We start from the raw sequence: 16931 nt of genomic DNA, 5'->3' as shown, positions 1-16931 counted from the left end.
CCTCCAAGTGGCACTCAAGCCTACATGATAACATGAAGGTTTTTTTGAGTGTCTACTTGAAGGGGATAATATCAATCAGCGGGTCTTTCAAATGGAGCCGAGGGGAGTCGAACCCCTGTTCGAAGATAATGACACATAAGCTTCTACGAGTCTACTTACAGTTTTGATGTCATCCTAGAAGCATTCTAACCAATATTTGATAAGTCATTCTGATTAAGGAGACTGGTCATAGGAATAACTCCTTAGTATAGTGATCCATTTATATAAGTTAATCCTGAATATATCGGTTTTTCACAGTGCTTCTTCAATACGCAGAAAGTACCTTTGGCGCTACAGATGATGGCTGGATCCTTTTAATTTTTAGAAGTTGCTAATTCCCTGCGGAATCAAGATACGCTTCAGCTTCTTCTATCGATTCGTACAAGTTTGCAATATCTTTAAACATACGATTCATTTGCGTTTTGTAGAACGCCGTAGGCGCAACATACACCCATTTGTGTTTTGTGGACATTCCAGCTTTCACAGCATCTTCACCAGTTGGAGCAAGAATTGCCATCACCTCTTGCTTAAATACCAGACCACCAGTGATTACAGTCATACCTGTAAACCCTCGCTTAGTTTTCTTCAGTATCTTCGGAAATTGTTCTGCGTACGCAAAGGCATCCTCAACTTCCATACCGTCCGATGTTACAATAATTCTGTTTTTATTTTTAACATAATCAATAGTGAAACTCATAATAGTAATTCCCCCGAATATTTTTGCTTTTGAGTGCTTAATGCCATAATCTAATCTTATATCAGTTCGAGCTCTTATAGATGTAGTTTCGGAAAATGTGCCACTAAATATTAACTTCAAAGTGAATGATCTAATTTTAGATGTAGACAACATGTCTACAAGAATAAATACTTTTAGTTCCCCATAATTCCTTGTCTGCATTCGGTCTACAATTCAATCACTAAACAGCAAAAAAACCGCTATCTCAGCGGGTTCCTCTTATGGAGCCGAGCCGTTCATGTTGGTATGTACAAACTCAATAGCAGACTATCGACATCGAACCATTTTATCCTAATATACAATCTCCATACTATTTCATTTATTCTATGGTTATACGTTAATATACCTCCTCAATTAATGAAGTTGAAGGTATCATTGTAGAACCATCAACATTGTATGATGATCCTGATGAGCAACCAATTATAGAATGGCTCTTTTGTCTTTTCATTGTTCATTTTCGGGCACATAATAATCGCCTCATAAAAGCGGTGACTTCACCATAGTTCTCCGTTAGCCAAACCGTTATTTATTATACGGTTCAACGTAACGATAAGTATGATAAACTAATACTTGTTTGATTAATGAAAGTGCTAGTTGGTATAATTATGTAATTAGGGGGTGAAAATCTATGGCTACAACATTCACAGACAGATCTGGTAACGTAGTTGATATTGTTGCTAGAGAAACAATTCTAAGCACTGATACCGATGTCGTTACTGGTGAAGTTTCAAGGTATATTATCGAGGTTGAGGATAGACCTTATGAGGTTGATTCTCAAACATATGCAGCTGTTGAAAACTATCTGAATAAGTAGTAAAGCCTAACCATTACATTAAAAAAGGGGCCAGAATCATCTCCTTGGCCCCTTTGCTTATAACTTAACCACAGCTTCAGCTTGCTTAATTTGCTTGGTCAAATTAGCTATCTCTGCTTCTCTATCCCACATTTCACTTGGGCGTCCTGCTATAATCATCTCTGATTTTAGCAATACCTCATCCTTATTATATATATATCTGAATTGTAGCGGTTCGCCAGTTTCGTCATCTTTGCAGTACATATCAACAATAATCATTTGATCTCGCTTGTAAAAGGAAATCTCATCGTAATTCGCTTCACTGATATTGTTTGCCAACACAAAAGGAGGAACTCCCTTATTGGCAAGAACATGTGCTAACTTCGCTTTTAATTCCTGTACACTAAGCAATTGTTACCCTCCTTTCGTTTAATAAACTCATTCTAAAGTCTTTCTGCTAAATATGCCACATATTTTTCAGCCAGTGGTCTTGCTTGCTTGAAGTCAGCAATAGACCATTGTTTTCTTGAATACCCAATCGCTCTTAACAACTGTTCGTTAATTATTTTGACGCATAGGCCGTCTAATGCCGATTGTGTATCACGATAGTACCCCAACTTTGTAGCTATTTCTTCTGCCCTCTCTTTAGGATTTAAACCCTTTGTAGTTAATATTTCCGCGATTCCATTTTCAATGTATGTTTTTAATTCTTGCCGACGCTCTTTCAATTCAAGGTCAGGTCTTTTCGATTTCGTAATATCTTCAAACGTAGACCCCTCGATCAGTTTAATCATCTCGTCAGTAATAGGAATCCCCTTAGACCTTAATGCATCTAATGCTTCTTCAGTCTTATTTCTACTCTGTCTAATTGCCTCTTCATACGCCTCCAATATGGTTCCATCACTAACAAATGTCTTCAATTCTTCTCTGAAGGTTTCCGATTGTCTAGCTTCCCCAATATCAAACTCTGAGCCGCCATTACCGTCAGAAGATCCTCCGCCTTCATTCTCTTCAAATAATCTTTCTAACCTGTCGATGATCTCAGCCTTTTGTTGTTCTTTACTGTAGTATTCCCACAATTCCTCTAGGCCGAGTGCATTGTGATATACAAGATGAGCAACGTTATCTATTGCAGGGTCTTTTGCATCTGGAATTGAGCGTAATGCTCTCCCTGCAAATTGTGCGTATGCCGATAAGCTCTTAAACGGTCGGAATATAGATGCAATAGAGATGTAAGGATGGTCGTATCCTTCACCAAGCATACCAACGTTTACAATTACATGAGTTCGATCATTGTGAAAGTCTACTCTTTCGCGATCCTGCTCAGAGGGTTCCATGTCGCTGTGTATAATTGATGCAGGACATCCAGCTGCTTCATATAACTGCTTAATCTCCCTAGCATGTACAATGGAACAAGCAACAGCAATGATTTTATGAGGAACTCCTGTTGCCTCCCTTTTCTCAGTCATGATTTGAAGACTTCTTTGTACTACAGCTTCACTGCACTGTGATGAGTATGCTACCGTTCTTTCCACCCAGTCACTGTCTTTTAATTTCAATACTTCTTCCAAGGTTACATCTTCATCAAATCCTTGTACCTTGAAAGTCAACTGATCTGGAATGTATTCCTTTTTAACAAGTTGCTTCACATAGCCTTTTATCATTGCTCGACTTAGCGGATATGAATAAATATCCTCAGCATAGATTTCCTTCTTATCCGATCTAAAAGGGGTGCCTGTTATTTTTACAATTTTTGCCGAGTTGAAGTATTCTTCCATCTCTACCCATGATGCTGCTGGAGAATGATGAGCTTCGTCGATAATAATCATGTCGAAAAAATCCCGCGGTACCTTCTGCAATAATGAACTTGCATTGTGGGACTGGAGTCGATGAATATTGGTAATCACTATTTTAGCTTGTTCCAGCGTTCTAGGATCACCTTCATATTCAATGACTTCAGGTAAATTCGTTGGAATATTAATGACTTTACGATTCCACCAAAAGTTATGCTCATATCTTGGATCAAGACTATCGGTAACCGTATTGCGAATTGTCCGATTCGGAGTAACAATTAGCACCCTCTGCTTGGCTATGCCATAAGGTAGAATAGCCATTAAACCCGTTTTACCAACCCCTGTCGGTAAAGTGACTAATGCTGGTTTATGATCAACAGGAGATTCAAAATATTCTTTCACTCTCAAATATCCTTGCACTTGTGGCTCTCTTAGATTGGGATTTCCCTCAATGTGAGCAAATGTAGATTCGAAGTACATATAAACCCCCCGGTAGTTTGTATTATTATATATTTCCACATTATTCCTAAAATTCCTGCCAACCAAGAGTACTATGTACAATTAAAAGCCGAAGATCTAATGAATGACCCCCGGCTTTGTACTAGTTATTACCCTTTTACAATCTCCATTAACTTCTCATAGCTGTTAACAACATCATACTTCAATTGATCCGAATTTAACTTAGCAAAATGCCTCCGCGCACATTCAATCTTCGCCTTCTCGACTTCACGCAACTCCATTGAGTCCAAAGAACCTTTCGTCTCGGCAATAAAGTAGATGTGCTTCACGTCACCTTCTTTGAATACAATCGCCCAGTCCGGGTTGTAGTCGCCGACTGGAGTCGGGATGTAGAAACCCCTTGGCAGCTTCGCATATACGCTTACTTCCTTGCTCGTATCCAGCTCTTTCGCAAAAGCTCGCTCGATCTTGGAATCGGTCACCACATAGTCGTAGATGTGCTTCTCTACTGCTATCGCATTTTGACCAAGCTGTCCCTTCAGCGTGTTCTTCGTGAACACTTCAGTATCGAATCTATCATTGATCACATCATAAGTGATGGATTCTATGATAGTCGTCGCTTTCTGCTCATTAATCAATCTGGATGCACGGAGTATAAATTCTTCAGGATTCTTCTGAAACAGCATAAATTTAGCCTGTGTGATGCCTTTCAAGATAGCAACGATTGTTTTTCTTGTTAGCTTCGTTTCATCCATCATCTTACCGATCAAGTCGTATTTAATCTTTGATGTCGCAGATCCGTGAACATATTCTGTCTGCGTCTCCCGCTGTATGAACGCTCCACCTTGCTTCAGTTGATCACGGGATTCGATCTCGTTCATTTCCCCGTGCTTGATGGAATAACGTATGGAGGGAACGTCCAAGCTCATATCAATCGCCATGACACACTTCCGTACCAACTCTTCTGAGCCAAACTGAACCGTATATACCGATTTCTTATTGATCCGGTTCCATAATTCCTTGAACTCTTTCTTGTGAAAATTGCTGTTCACTGTATTGGATGGAATCGTATTTTTCCGATCGTCGTTCGTCATATCCGCTTTGCCTTCAACGTAGATCGATTTAACAAGTTCGATAAGCTGCTCCTGATACCCATTCAGTTCATCGGGCAGTTTGACGGACTGTTCTTCTACGGCATTAAAATAGGTGTCCGTCAAGTTGTAATCATCATCGGTATAGCCGTTACGAATGAATGCATTTTGCAACTTGGTCGCGAGTCTATCGTCAATCTTCAATTGTTCACCGCGATCATTCACAAGAACTTTTTCCAAGAAGAAGCCATTATCCGCCTTTCGTGGTCGATCCGACAACGTAGCAGCAATTTCACTTTGAAGCTGCTTGGCAAACTGCTCATAGGATTCACTGGCTACAACAGTCAGTGCATTGATCTCATGAACGTCAATACCCGGAATACTGGAGTCGATCCGTTCACCATACTGATTCACGCATAGTCGCAGTCCACGACCAACCTCTTGACGTTTCTTGATCGTAGAGTCGCTATGCTTGAGCGTACAAATCTGGAATACGTTCGGGTTGTCCCAGCCTTCTTTCAACGCCGAGTGAGAGAAAATAAACCGTGTCGGTTCCTTGAAACTGAGAAGACGTTCCTTGTCCCGCATGATCAGGTCGTACGCATCTACATCATCAGAATCGGTTTCTCTGGCTGATACTTTAGAGTCTATAAACCGACTACTCTTTTTATCAATCGAGAAGTATCCCTTATGCGTATCCTTCACTTGGATTGCATTCAAATATTGAATATAAGGATCATCCGCAATCAGTGACAATTGTTCATTCAGGAGTTCCAAATATTCTTCTTCAAAAATATCTGCATAATCACCGTTCTGTTCATTGCCGTCTTTATCATACTTCCGATACTTGGCAACTTCGTCGATGAAAAAGAGCGATAACACTTTAATCCCCTGATGGAACAATACCCGCTCCTTCTCGAAGTGAGATTTCAGCGTCTCCCGAATCTGGATTCGACGGAAATGAAGTTCACTGACATCGCCCTGCACGTCTCCAGCGTACAAGGAAACACCATTGGTGAAGCTGATGCTGTTATTCTGTCCGTTAATTTCGGATACTTGGTAGCCCTTATACTGCTCTAAATTGTCGGATAAATCGTACAGTCTATCGCCCGTTTTAATCTTCCTTGATACTTTGGTTAATCCGGTCTTGGTACGTTTTTCATATTCAAGTCGTGCTACAGGAGCATGCTTGTTACTAACATCAATGCCTTCGAGGTATACGTAACTGTTCTTCCCGCTTGTACCTTTGACCGAAATGCCTTTAACGCTAATCTTCTTGACCACCTTCATGTTGTACGCATCCAAAGCATCAAGACGATATACTTTGTTATAATCTTCCCGATGAGTTGCCGAATATCGCAGCGTGAACAACGGTTTGAAATCCTTCAAAGCCTCTTTTGTTTTCTGGCCTTCTACAGATTGAGGCTCGTCGATGATCAGAATCGGATTGGTGCTCGCAATAACATCAATTGGACGCCGGGAGTTAAAGTCATCCAGTTCCATTGATATTCTTCTTGCATCCTTCCCCCTCGCATTAAACGCCTGAGAATTAATAATCATGACGTTAATACCAGCATCACTAGCAAACTTCTCGATGTGATGCAACTGCTTCGAGTTGTAAACGAAATACCGAGCCTTTGACCCATACTCCGCCATGAAGTGATCTTCGGTAATCTGGAATGTCTTAAGTACCCCTTCGCGAATAGCGATAGAAGGCACCACGATAATGAATTTGCTCCAACCGTACTTCTTATACAACTCGAACATGGTACGGATATAGGTGTATGTCTTACCCGTACCAGTTTCCATTTCGACCGTCAAATTGAATTTGCCTTCAAGTCGTTCGGATAATTTTAACCCGTTATTACGTTGTGTCGATTGGATGTTATGCAAGACTTCCTGATCAATCAACTTAATAGGATTGTTTTTGAATCCATATTCGGACTCATTGCCTGTTGTTTGTTGAAAAAGATCGCCTATCTCCACACTCTTCTGTCGCCGACCTTTATCAAGCGTAAAACGAGAAGATTCGTTGGGTTGTCCTTGAAATACGTCAACAATGCTCTTCACAGCATCCAATTGGAACTGCTGATGTTTAAATTTAATTTTCATCGCTGTTCATCCTCCTTACAACACTTGTATTTCAGTGCTTGGGGAGAGTAGCTTGAACAGTTCTTCGACATTGATACGAGCACAATCATCTTGGAAAGAACTATCGCGGAATACAACGCGAAGAGGTTGATCCTCTGCAATCTTCTTAATAACCGACTCTGATAACTCGTCATCGAAGCAAGCAATCAAGGAGTTTCCTGCGACATAATGGACTGTTTTGCCTTCGATATCTATGGACTCCATAGGCAATGAAAGCTCCAGTCCGCATTCCAACATCACTTGGGTGAGCAAGTCTTCTCCAGTGCGGTCTTCTTTGATATTCGATGCCACATCATCCAGATTTAATTGACCCAGCTTGTCCGGCGTGTAGTAAACATCCTTCATGTTGCTGGAGTCTACCCGGTATACACGGAAGCCATAATCGATGTCTTCTCCTGTTTCTTCTTTTATTTTCTTAGCAGCACGGCGGATACGTTCTTTGCCGATTTCACAAATATTTTTGTATCCTGCTTTGTAAGCTTCTGAATCAACAGTTGTCTCTTCAGGGAGTTGCACCATAATATACTTACGCTCTTTTTTATCTTCAGCGTTTGAATTCATAACTGCATGAGCTGTAGTTGATGAACCAGAGAAAAAATCTAGTACTATATCCCCTGGTTTAGTCTCAACTGATTTAATGATAAGATTTATAATCGAAGTCGGTTTGGGATATGCGAAAAAGCTTTTACCCTCAAAAATCCCTTCTACTTCCATACCGCCATCGCTTTTATAACTAAGGACCGAACGTAACAACAACGTATCTACATCTTCTAGATATTTAATTAGACTAGGTTGAGTGTTTTCATCTTCAGCAAACCATATTTGACCACACATATAACTTCCATTTTCTAACTTAATTAAGTTATCATAGTTAAGGTAATCGTCGAAGGTGCTCTTTTTCCATCTCCAACCTCTATCTGGTACTTTTGTTGGCTTTCCAGTAACAGGGTGTAAGACATCGTATCTTGGACCAAAGGTATTGCCATTGGGCCAACTAAGATTAATCTTTCCCCAAAGTTTATAGTTTTTATCAAGTGAATTATATAAAGTTATTCCCCGGTCATAACCCTTTTTTTCATATAATTTTCTAAGTTCTTTTTCAGCTTCTTTGATGGGGGTATTATTTTTTTTGAGGGATTTTAGCAATTCATTTATCTCGTCCAACCCATCCTTGGTCATCGTAAATTTATAATTATAACTATTCGATTTTACATAGATGAGAATATACTCATGAATGCTCCCAATACCTTTGTCATTCTTCGGTATTCGCTTATTCCAAACAATGGACTCAACAAAATTATCAGACCCCATTATTTCATCGCATATTTTTCTTAAGTTATCCACTTCCTCATTACCAATACTGACAAATAACACTCCGTCTTCCCTTAACAGATTTCTTGCAATTTTAATTCGGGAATACATCATTGTTAACCAGTCACTGTGAAAGCGACCATTTGAGTCAGTATTTTGGAAAAGCCGATTTCCATCTTCATCAATTTGACCTGATTCTTCTAAATATTCATCACAAGTTTCATTAAAATTATCTTTATATATAAAATCTTTACCAGTATTGTATGGAGGATCAATATAAATGATTTTTATTTTGTTTAAATACGATTCTTGCAACAACTTCAACACCTCGAGGTTATCACCCTCGATATACAAGTTTCGTGTATTTTCCCAATCATCACTATCCTCTTTTGCTGGCCTTAATGTTTTGTCAATAGAACTATTAGCTTGAAGTATGGCTTCTTTTTTGCCAGGCCACGTCAATTGATACCGCTCTTTTTCCCCTTCAACAAGATAGTCGGACAGTTCCTGCCTCAACAGATCAAAATCAACCGTCCGTTTCACTTTTCCTTGTTCATCCCTTGCCTCGGTGATTACGTTAGGAAACAGTTCGGCAATCTTATCTATATTGACCTGAGTCATATCAGCAGATTTCATTGTCAGTTTGTTCATTTTACCAGTAGACCTCCAGTTACTTAGTCGAGAAGTTGATTCAGTTCTTTACGTTTATGTTGCAGTTCCATATTCAATTCAACCTTACGATTAAACTGCTTTTCGCCGCGAATCTTGGATTCCAGCCGCTGACATTCAAACGTCAGCTTATCTATGCTGGCTTGTCGCTCTAGAACGGCTTGAAGCTCCATTTCCGGCTTCGAGTTGATCGCCAGCAGTTGACGGATGATGTTCTCGTAGACCGCCTTTAGATCAAGTCCTTGAACGATGTTCAGCTTCAAATCTTCTACAGTTTGCCATTCCGACTCGTGATAGGAACGTACAACGGATCGATTATCGTCGGTCTGATTCCGTTCCTTGTAGGCGATAGCGAGCTTTACCTGATCTTCGTAAATAAGGACATGCAAAATGGGGTAAGGGATCGCCTTGTCGATGCTCCGCAATAGATCAAGTGAGTAGGTTCGCTCCTTCAAATGAACCTCGAACACCTGCACTTCCTCAATGTCATCTTTCGGTTCCAAACGGATCGTTTCTTTGGATAGTTTGTGCTTCCAGATGATCGATTCGACTTGATCGGTAAACAGTTCCTTCAGATGCTGATTCGCATGGAGTTTCTCATAAAATTTGTTCTTCGGTATTTTGCGATTCACAAGTGTGCTTGATGGCAGTCGTAACATCATGCATTCACCTGCCGTATGACAACAAAAGTAATGAGTTCAAAATCCTCAAGCCCTTTGACCGAATCGATTAATGCTGTTGTGCCTCCTGAGCTGAACAAGCTATCCAGATCGCCTTCTTCCTTCACCTGAACAATGGAGCGAATCGCTTCCTCCAGCAGCATGGAGTAGGCATCCATCCTCCTACCGTCTTTGGTCGCTTGATTGAAGCTGCGGCAAGCATCTAGAACGGGATCTGCTTGTCCTCTACATAGAGCACGCAGGACATCGAGTGTCTTCTTGACATCCATATGATTAATTATGACTTCATCATCATCACTCATGTAGACCAGATAGAAGGGATGCAAACGGTTCTGCTTGTCCGGGTTCAACTCTTCATTCACATTGCGAAGAACGAATATGACGCCAGGTTTAACACCTTTTTCTTCATCAACAGAAACAACAGTATGCAGTCCGCTTGGCACGGTATCAAGTTCACCATTCTCTTTGACGTAGTTTACCAAATCCATACGGAAATCATTAAGCCCTAAGTCCGTTATGGATACTCCCGTATTCATGTCATCGAGATCAACAACTTCGTTCTGCAAACGATTAAGCTGCTCCTTTCGGTATTCTAGATCGCTGGACTGATTGAACAGAACATTATCATCGCCGGTTGCTGTCATATCCATAATCACCATGCGATTCTCGACCCGTTCTTTTAGTTGAATGTATTCATCTAGTGTCATGTTAGGCCAAAAGTTCACCAACTGAATGGATTTATTTTGGGAGCCTATCCGATCAATTCGTCCAAACCGTTGGATAATCCGTACCGGATTCCAGTGGATATCATAATTGACGAGAAAGTCGCAATCCTGTAAATTCTGCCCCTCTGAAATACAATCGGACGCAATAAGCAAATCGATTTCGCCTTTTACATCTGGCATTGTCAGTTTCTTTTCCTTAGATCGCGGCGAAAAGCAAGTAAGCAATGTACTGATGTCATTTCGCAAACCAGTGGTATTCTTATTCTCATCGCTACCAACAATTTTAGCGGTATCGATGTTGTATTTTATTTTCATGTATTCGGATAAATGGGTGTACAAGTATGCCACTGTATCGGTGAATGCACTAAATATGATAACCTTCCGATTACCTGAATTGATTGGCTCACTGATTTTTTTATCGATGACTTGTTTCAAAACATTTAATTTTTCGTCATGTTCAGGCGTTATTTTCTGCATTTCTTCGTGAAGGTTAGACAGAATATTGTAGTCGTTCGACAAGTCTTCTTTCCATCGAAGCACGTCCATATCGGAAAGATTAATCTTAATCGTATCTCCGATGGAATAGTCATCATCAAGCCAGTCGTCATCATCCAGACTAGCATCTTCTATTTCAGTGTATCCAACTGGATCTGATTTTCCACTTTGCTCATAAGCCTCAATTCTCTCCAGTGTCTGACCCAGCTTGGAAATAATCTTGGACAGCGTCAACCGAAACGATTCTACCGAGCTCTCTAGCCGTTTAAGTAAGTTGATCCTCATCAGAATCTGCAAGCTACCTTCCCGATCCAACTGCTTGAAGCTCCCACTTCCACCTTTAACACTTGTATCGTACAGTACTTCATACTTTCGCATGCGACTTGGTTGAATATACTTGAACGGAGCATAGATGCTGAGATTAATTTTGGACAATTCCATAAAGATATCATTATACCCAATAACATCCGTTCTGTCTGTCAGATCACAGAACTTGGATATAGGTGTTAACCGCTTAGGGAATTCACCGATTTCTTCCGATTTGTAATACTTCTGAATGTGCTTGCGAGAACGAGCGATGGTCAGACTGTCCAACAGCTCGAAGAAGTCGAAATCCAACATACCAAGCAGCGTCTCTGTCGTCCGTTCGGTTGCATCCAGCTTCGACCATTGGTTAAAGGCCGATTGGGCCCGCTTAAAGATGTCATTGATGCCTCTCTCAGTGCCCAGTTTATTATTGATTTCTTCAGGATTTCCCTCGTATGCCAAAGCGAGCTGATTACGGAGATCCATGAATTTATTGTTCACCGGAGTTGCCGACAACATCAATACTTTAGTCTTGACGCCACTCTTCAGTACTTTCCGCATCAGCTTCTGATACCTTGTCTCCTTGTCTTTCTTCGCTTCGTTATTGCGGAAATTGTGTGATTCGTCGATCACGAGCAGATCATAGTTGCCCCAGTTCAGCCTTTCTAGTGGAATGTCATTAGATTTGCCTCTCTCGCGGGAAATGTCCGTATGATAAAGTACATCGTATCTTAATCGGTCAGCGTACAAAATATTATTGGTCACGTTCTGTTTATATGTGAGCCAGTTATCGGCAAGCTTCTTCGGACACAGTAATAAGACCGATTTGTTACGAAGTTCATAGTATTTGATGATCCCAAGAGCAGAGAATGTTTTACCTAAACCTACGCTGTCTGCAAGAATGCATCCATTGTATTTTTCTAGTTTATTGATCGCACCAAGCACAGCATCTTTCTGGAAGTGGTATAGACGTTTCCAAATTTCTGTTTCCTTGAATCCGGTTGCTTCATTTGGCAGTATATCTTCTGTAATGTCTGACAAAAATTCATTAAAGATATTATATAGAATGACATAATAAATAAACTCAGGAGAGTTCTCTCTATACACAGATGAAATATGCTCTGCTACCTGATCTGTAACGTCTTCAAGCTTGCTCTTGTCGTTCCAAAGCTGATCGAACAATTCAAAGTACATTTTTGTAAATGGAGCCTCATTTACCTTATTGACCATCTTTGAAAGAGCGTTACCTTTCTCATAACCCAGGTCAACCGTGGTAAAGCCATATAACGGCATATAGGTCATTGATTCATCTGCAGCCTGTAGATTTACCATCCCCTGCATGGTACCCGAAGTACGGTTTGATTTGAATGTAACTTTCTTCCGAATCCAATCACCACACTCTTTGGCAATGGATTTCAATGTCATTTCATTCCTTAGCCGTATTTCAAACTCTGTGCCATATAAACTTTTTTCCCGACTTCGTTTGGGTATGTAGAACTCACGTTTTTCCTTTTTAAAGCTATCAGCAACAAACGCAGGCGATGTGAAAATAAACCGAACTTCGTCTACTTGGTTCAACTCTTTCAATAATGCCTCATAGGCATATATTGAAAAGCATGATGCTGCAATAGACAGCTTTGATCCCTTTTTAATGGAGTATTTGAGATCGTCTCCAAGGAGCTTGTCAGTATTGTTGATGACTTCCATGTTCTCACCTCTTGTCTTTGCAACGGCTACATTCATTCTTAGTTCGACATTGTCATCTGTGATTCCTGTATATCTAGGACTATGAGCCTAATTTATCATTCATAAGTAATCTCACTGCGCTTATATTCTGTCATCTTCCAACTCAGGGTTTCTAAATAATGCTTAAAACCAATAACTCAGTTGAGTGTAGATTAGGAAGGGAGCATTCGAGAAATATTCAAATTCACAATCTCCAATTTCTTGTTACCTCATCATATAAAGGTAATTCCCCTTCGGGGCATCATTAGACTCTATACTCACCCTGCGTTCAGATTTCAATCAGCTTAAACACCTACTCTATCATTTCACCACATCAATAAAACTCCATATTTTATTTATTTAATCAAAACACTTATATTACCTACTACTTCAGTTTAAATGCATACATTCGCCTAGCATTTACATATCAGTAACAGCATGTCTATTCTTTAACCCCTGTAATATCTTTCTTTTTGAAAAAAATATATTATTTGATACTCACAAACTATCGTTTTTCCGTTTTGGAGAAACGGCTTTTTTTGAGCTGTTTTTTCTAAATATTCCTAAATAAAAATACCTATTACGAAATCAAAAATACTAAATATTTGCTGACCCCTCCAGGTTAATTATAAAGAAGGGTCTATGAAGAATTACTGCCCGGGGGGTGTCATTTGAAATCTGTGTTCATTCACTGATTGATGCAGGCCATTTGTGTTGTTCTGTTTGCAGTGGATAAGAGAAAGGTGAATTATGTGACTTTAGAGTTCGGGGCAACCGAAGAGGAGAGTGTCTAGGCTTTATACCAAAAATGGTAAAAACCTCTTCTGGTGTTCTGCTTGATAGCTTTCTCCCATTTTTGGGAGAAAGGTTACGAGTCTAAGAGTAGCATGAAGAAGCTAACCTACATGAAAGGAGGTGAACTACGGGTTGAAGATGGTTTATCAAACTATACAGTTTGCTATACCACTACAGCAGTTAGTCATGGTCAAATCACATTCGCCAAAAACGGCGAGGGTCCGTCCATGAGAGGAGGTGATAGCGATGATCAAAAAACAAGGTCTTCCAGAAGACGTAACCGTGTTAATGCAGCAGCTAGTCATGAATGGCCACATACGCATGGCTGGCACTGTGCTATACACGTACTTTATTCGATGTTGGAAACTGGATGATGAACATGCAGCTTACTACATGCGGCGTTACTTTGAAAAGCACTTCGCTCCGCAGTTGCAGAGACATCTTCAAAAGCTTAACAAAGTGTGATCTTTCATAAATGTGAAAGGAGAACGTCCATGCTTCAATCATCATCAGATAAAATCTGTACACAGAGTACACATTTTCTTGATTCTCCTGAAGGCCGTAAGTACATGCAATTGCTCGATAAATCTGTCCTGCATAAATAAAAAACAACCAAACAAAAAAAGGTGGCTCGCATAAGGAGCACACCAAGTAATTCAACTTATCATCAGCTTACCAAAAATATAGATCGCCCACAAGCAGGAGAGGCCACTACGGTCTCTTCTGTTTGCATTTCAATTTTATGGAGGTCAATCGACATGCAATCATATCAAATGAACACTCTGAAAGTCCTACTGGCTAATACGCTCTGTGAAAACTCGGAGGGTTATGTAATGGGAGAACTATTCAATCGTTACTCGACGTTATCTGAGCTCTTTGATGTTACTGAGCATGAACTGCTAACTATAAGAGGAATAGGAAAGGCTAAATCCCGTCAAATCCTATCTGCTCTACAATTGGCCCGTGCTCTGAATGCACCAACTCAACAGGTATACACCATACGCTCTCCTAAGGATGCAGCAGACCTCATGATGCCGGAGCTCGCCTACTTGCAACGTGAGCACTTTGTAGTGCTGTTTCTGAATACAAAGAACAGAGTCATAGGCAAAGAGACTATTGCTATTGGATCACTCGATAGTTGCATAGTATCCCCAATGCAGGTCTACAAAGCTGCTGTTAAAAGGAGCTCTGCTGCGATCATAGCCGTTCACAACCATCCTTCAGGTGACCCAACTCCTTCACGGGAGGATATAGCTCTCACCGAACGTCTGGTGAATGCAGGAGAGATTATGGGAGTGCAGCTTTTGGATCATCTAATTATGGCTAATGAAAACTATTGCTCACTAAAAGAGCGTGGCCTGATGTAGCTCTTTCACTGTTACGTTCGAGCCGCCCTTGACACGGAGCCTCTGCCGCCATGATAAACGGCGATAAGGCGATGCCATAAACCAGCATCGCCAAGGCATCAGCCTATCATGGCGGCCACTTCGTATAAAGGGCTGTTATGTTCAGTCCCTACTCTACAGCATCCATAAGTGATGCCAGTGGCTACTTTTTCTTTGACTAAAACTTGCTCTTTGAATCACCAGTTTGAACCATAAGAAGCTTTTGCCCCTATAACTGATAAATTAAACATTACCGAACAATAAGCCTCTCACGATGCGTTCAGTGAGTTTCTTCAAGTTCAGATTGTATCCTTGAAAGTATGAGTCCACGTGGATTTGGCAAAAAGGCAATCTCCCAGTTTCGAGGAATCGTCACTGGATTAACTCCCAACAACCGAATTTTCTTTATATTATCGTTGAAAGTTTTTCTGCTGCCTTTAACAACAGTCCCCCCACCAATGTCTACTCCGGCTATAAACTGTACTCTGGCCTTCTCTATGCTTCTTGTTTGTGCTATCAATTTCAAAGTATTCAAGAGTGTCTGCTTCGTTCGGAACTGAAGATTCGCTCGGTCTACGATTGCTCTTGCCCCATGAAGACTGTAAAAGTCACCAGTACCTATGCTTTTATCGTAGTAATCCAGTATCAACTTGTTAGAGAGAGATGAATCAAGAAAGTGTTCAATGCTTTTAGTATCAAATCCCTCTCTTCGCTTGATATAGTCTGTTTTACCTCGTTGACATTGTATCTCAAATCGCAGCATATTGGTTGCCTCGTTCTGCTCTTTATTTGACATTGTCTTATCCAATGCTAAGAGATGTTTTTCAAGCTGATCAAATTTATCGTAGAAGTTTAGCGTCACAGAGTTGGATTTCATATAAGAACTCCCTTTCTTCTTAATAGTGATGTTGTAATGACGGCTTGGAAGCTTACAGCGTTGAAACAGGACCACATACGCACTGACATGTTCCGTTATGACATCTACACAGTAATCTATCCTTCTACATGTCCACTGATCAAAATCAGGCAATTCACTTGTAAAGTCACCAAAGATGGTAGACTTACGTTCATTAAAAGCCGTAGCAATCCTATACGTCTCCGAGGCCTGAGTGGACAGGAGCGTTTCCTGATTATCTAACAGTACCTTTGTATTCAATCTGATCACCATGAGCCTGATAATCATGCCGTTGATATCATTGCTGTTCAACTGGACCTCACGAAATCCATAGTTCCTGAATTCATCCGTCTTCTGGCTGGCAGAGAAAACTTGCATACCAAACTCTCTTCTTAAAGCATAAAAAATGCTAACCTCTACTCTGGTTGTCAATTCAATAGTGTGTAGCATAGACGTACATCCTTTCTAAAATAATGTGCTTTGGTAAATGCAACAACGACTGTTATCCCTTCTACAGTAAGCAGTTTGCCTACTTTTAGGAGAAAGAAACAGTCGTTGTCCTGAAGATATTTTCTTTTCTTTAATAGCCACTGATCTGTTCGTATCACAACAAAAATGTGTCGGTTATGTGTGCATTCACCTCTTTCTATCTTCTATTGCTCATGTTTCTTCCTCTTTTGTATGTGAATCAAGCTCATGGTTAATCCTCATTTGTGCATGAAAAGTGTTCAGTCACCAGAAATATCGCCAGACGTGCTATTCAGAAAGCCTTGCAACAAACTTTCAATCACCATTGACTCATTGCAATCGTCCGATAATAGCATCTCGCCTATTTCTTGATGGGTCTGAGTTCCACTTTCCCTTTGGTAGGTGGTTGAAATGA

The 16931-nt window shown here is 40.4% G+C and carries 11 protein-coding genes; 3 read left to right on the top strand and 8 right to left on the bottom strand.

Going from position 1 to position 16931, the window contains the following annotated elements:
- Nucleotides 1-370 precede the first annotated feature (370 nt).
- Nucleotides 371-736 carry a hypothetical protein gene (locus NSQ91_RS01035; protein ID WP_076126891.1) on the bottom strand — a complete coding sequence of 122 codons (366 nt, stop codon included), beginning with the start codon at nucleotides 734-736 and terminating at the stop codon, nucleotides 371-373.
- A 667-nt stretch (nucleotides 737-1403) separates the two neighbouring features.
- Here NSQ91_RS01035 and NSQ91_RS01030 point away from each other — a divergent pair.
- Nucleotides 1404-1589, top strand: a complete 186-nt coding sequence (locus NSQ91_RS01030; protein WP_340916149.1) for a hypothetical protein — start codon at nucleotides 1404-1406, stop codon at nucleotides 1587-1589.
- Between the two features lie 57 nt (nucleotides 1590-1646).
- Here the strand turns inward: NSQ91_RS01030 and NSQ91_RS01025 are convergent, their stop codons facing one another.
- The 6 genes from NSQ91_RS01025 to NSQ91_RS01000 form a co-directional block, all read right to left on the bottom strand.
- A complete protein-coding gene (locus NSQ91_RS01025; protein WP_340916148.1) occupies nucleotides 1647-1979 on the bottom strand; it encodes a hypothetical protein in 333 nt (110 codons plus the stop codon).
- A gap of 32 nt (nucleotides 1980-2011) precedes the next feature.
- Nucleotides 2012-3841 carry a DEAD/DEAH box helicase gene (locus NSQ91_RS01020; RefSeq protein WP_340916146.1) on the bottom strand — a complete coding sequence of 610 codons (1830 nt, stop codon included), beginning with the start codon at nucleotides 3839-3841 and terminating at the stop codon, nucleotides 2012-2014.
- Nucleotides 3842-3969: 128 nt separating this feature from the next.
- On the bottom strand, nucleotides 3970-7023 hold the full coding sequence (locus tag NSQ91_RS01015) for a type III restriction-modification system endonuclease (protein WP_340916144.1): 3054 nt from the start codon (nucleotides 7021-7023) through the stop codon (nucleotides 3970-3972).
- Nucleotides 7024-7038: 15 nt separating this feature from the next.
- The gene (locus NSQ91_RS01010) at nucleotides 7039-9024 is read right to left on the bottom strand and encodes a site-specific DNA-methyltransferase (protein ID WP_340916142.1); all 1986 of its coding nucleotides are present in this window, start codon (nucleotides 9022-9024) and stop codon (nucleotides 7039-7041) included.
- Nucleotides 9025-9047: 23 nt separating this feature from the next.
- Nucleotides 9048-9704, bottom strand: a complete 657-nt coding sequence (locus tag NSQ91_RS01005) for a DUF4391 domain-containing protein (protein ID WP_340916140.1) — start codon at nucleotides 9702-9704, stop codon at nucleotides 9048-9050.
- Nucleotides 9701-12955 (bottom strand): helicase-related protein, encoded by a 3255-nt coding sequence (locus NSQ91_RS01000; protein WP_340916138.1) that lies wholly within the window; start codon nucleotides 12953-12955, stop codon nucleotides 9701-9703. The genes NSQ91_RS01005 and NSQ91_RS01000 overlap by 4 nt, the downstream gene beginning before the upstream one ends.
- Before the next feature lie 1059 nt (nucleotides 12956-14014).
- On the opposite strand from NSQ91_RS01000, the gene NSQ91_RS00995 reads away from it, so the two are divergent.
- Nucleotides 14015-14233, top strand: a complete 219-nt coding sequence (locus NSQ91_RS00995) for a hypothetical protein (protein WP_340916135.1) — start codon at nucleotides 14015-14017, stop codon at nucleotides 14231-14233.
- Between the two features lie 293 nt (nucleotides 14234-14526).
- Entirely contained in the window at nucleotides 14527-15135 is a 609-nt protein-coding gene (gene radC, locus NSQ91_RS00990) for a RadC family protein (RefSeq protein ID WP_340916133.1), read from the top strand.
- Nucleotides 15136-15433: 298 nt separating this feature from the next.
- Here radC and NSQ91_RS00985 read toward each other — a convergent pair whose 3' ends face one another.
- Nucleotides 15434-16498 carry a hypothetical protein gene (locus NSQ91_RS00985; RefSeq protein ID WP_340916131.1) on the bottom strand — a complete coding sequence of 355 codons (1065 nt, stop codon included), beginning with the start codon at nucleotides 16496-16498 and terminating at the stop codon, nucleotides 15434-15436.
- Between the last annotated feature and the right edge of the window lie 433 nt (nucleotides 16499-16931).

This window comes from Paenibacillus sp. FSL R7-0048, assembly GCF_038004505.1.
Classification (GTDB): domain Bacteria; phylum Bacillota; class Bacilli; order Paenibacillales; family Paenibacillaceae; genus Paenibacillus_AQ; species Paenibacillus_AQ odorifer.
The sequence above is the reverse complement of the archived record's forward strand: the minus strand, read 5'-3'. Positions and strand labels throughout refer to the sequence as shown.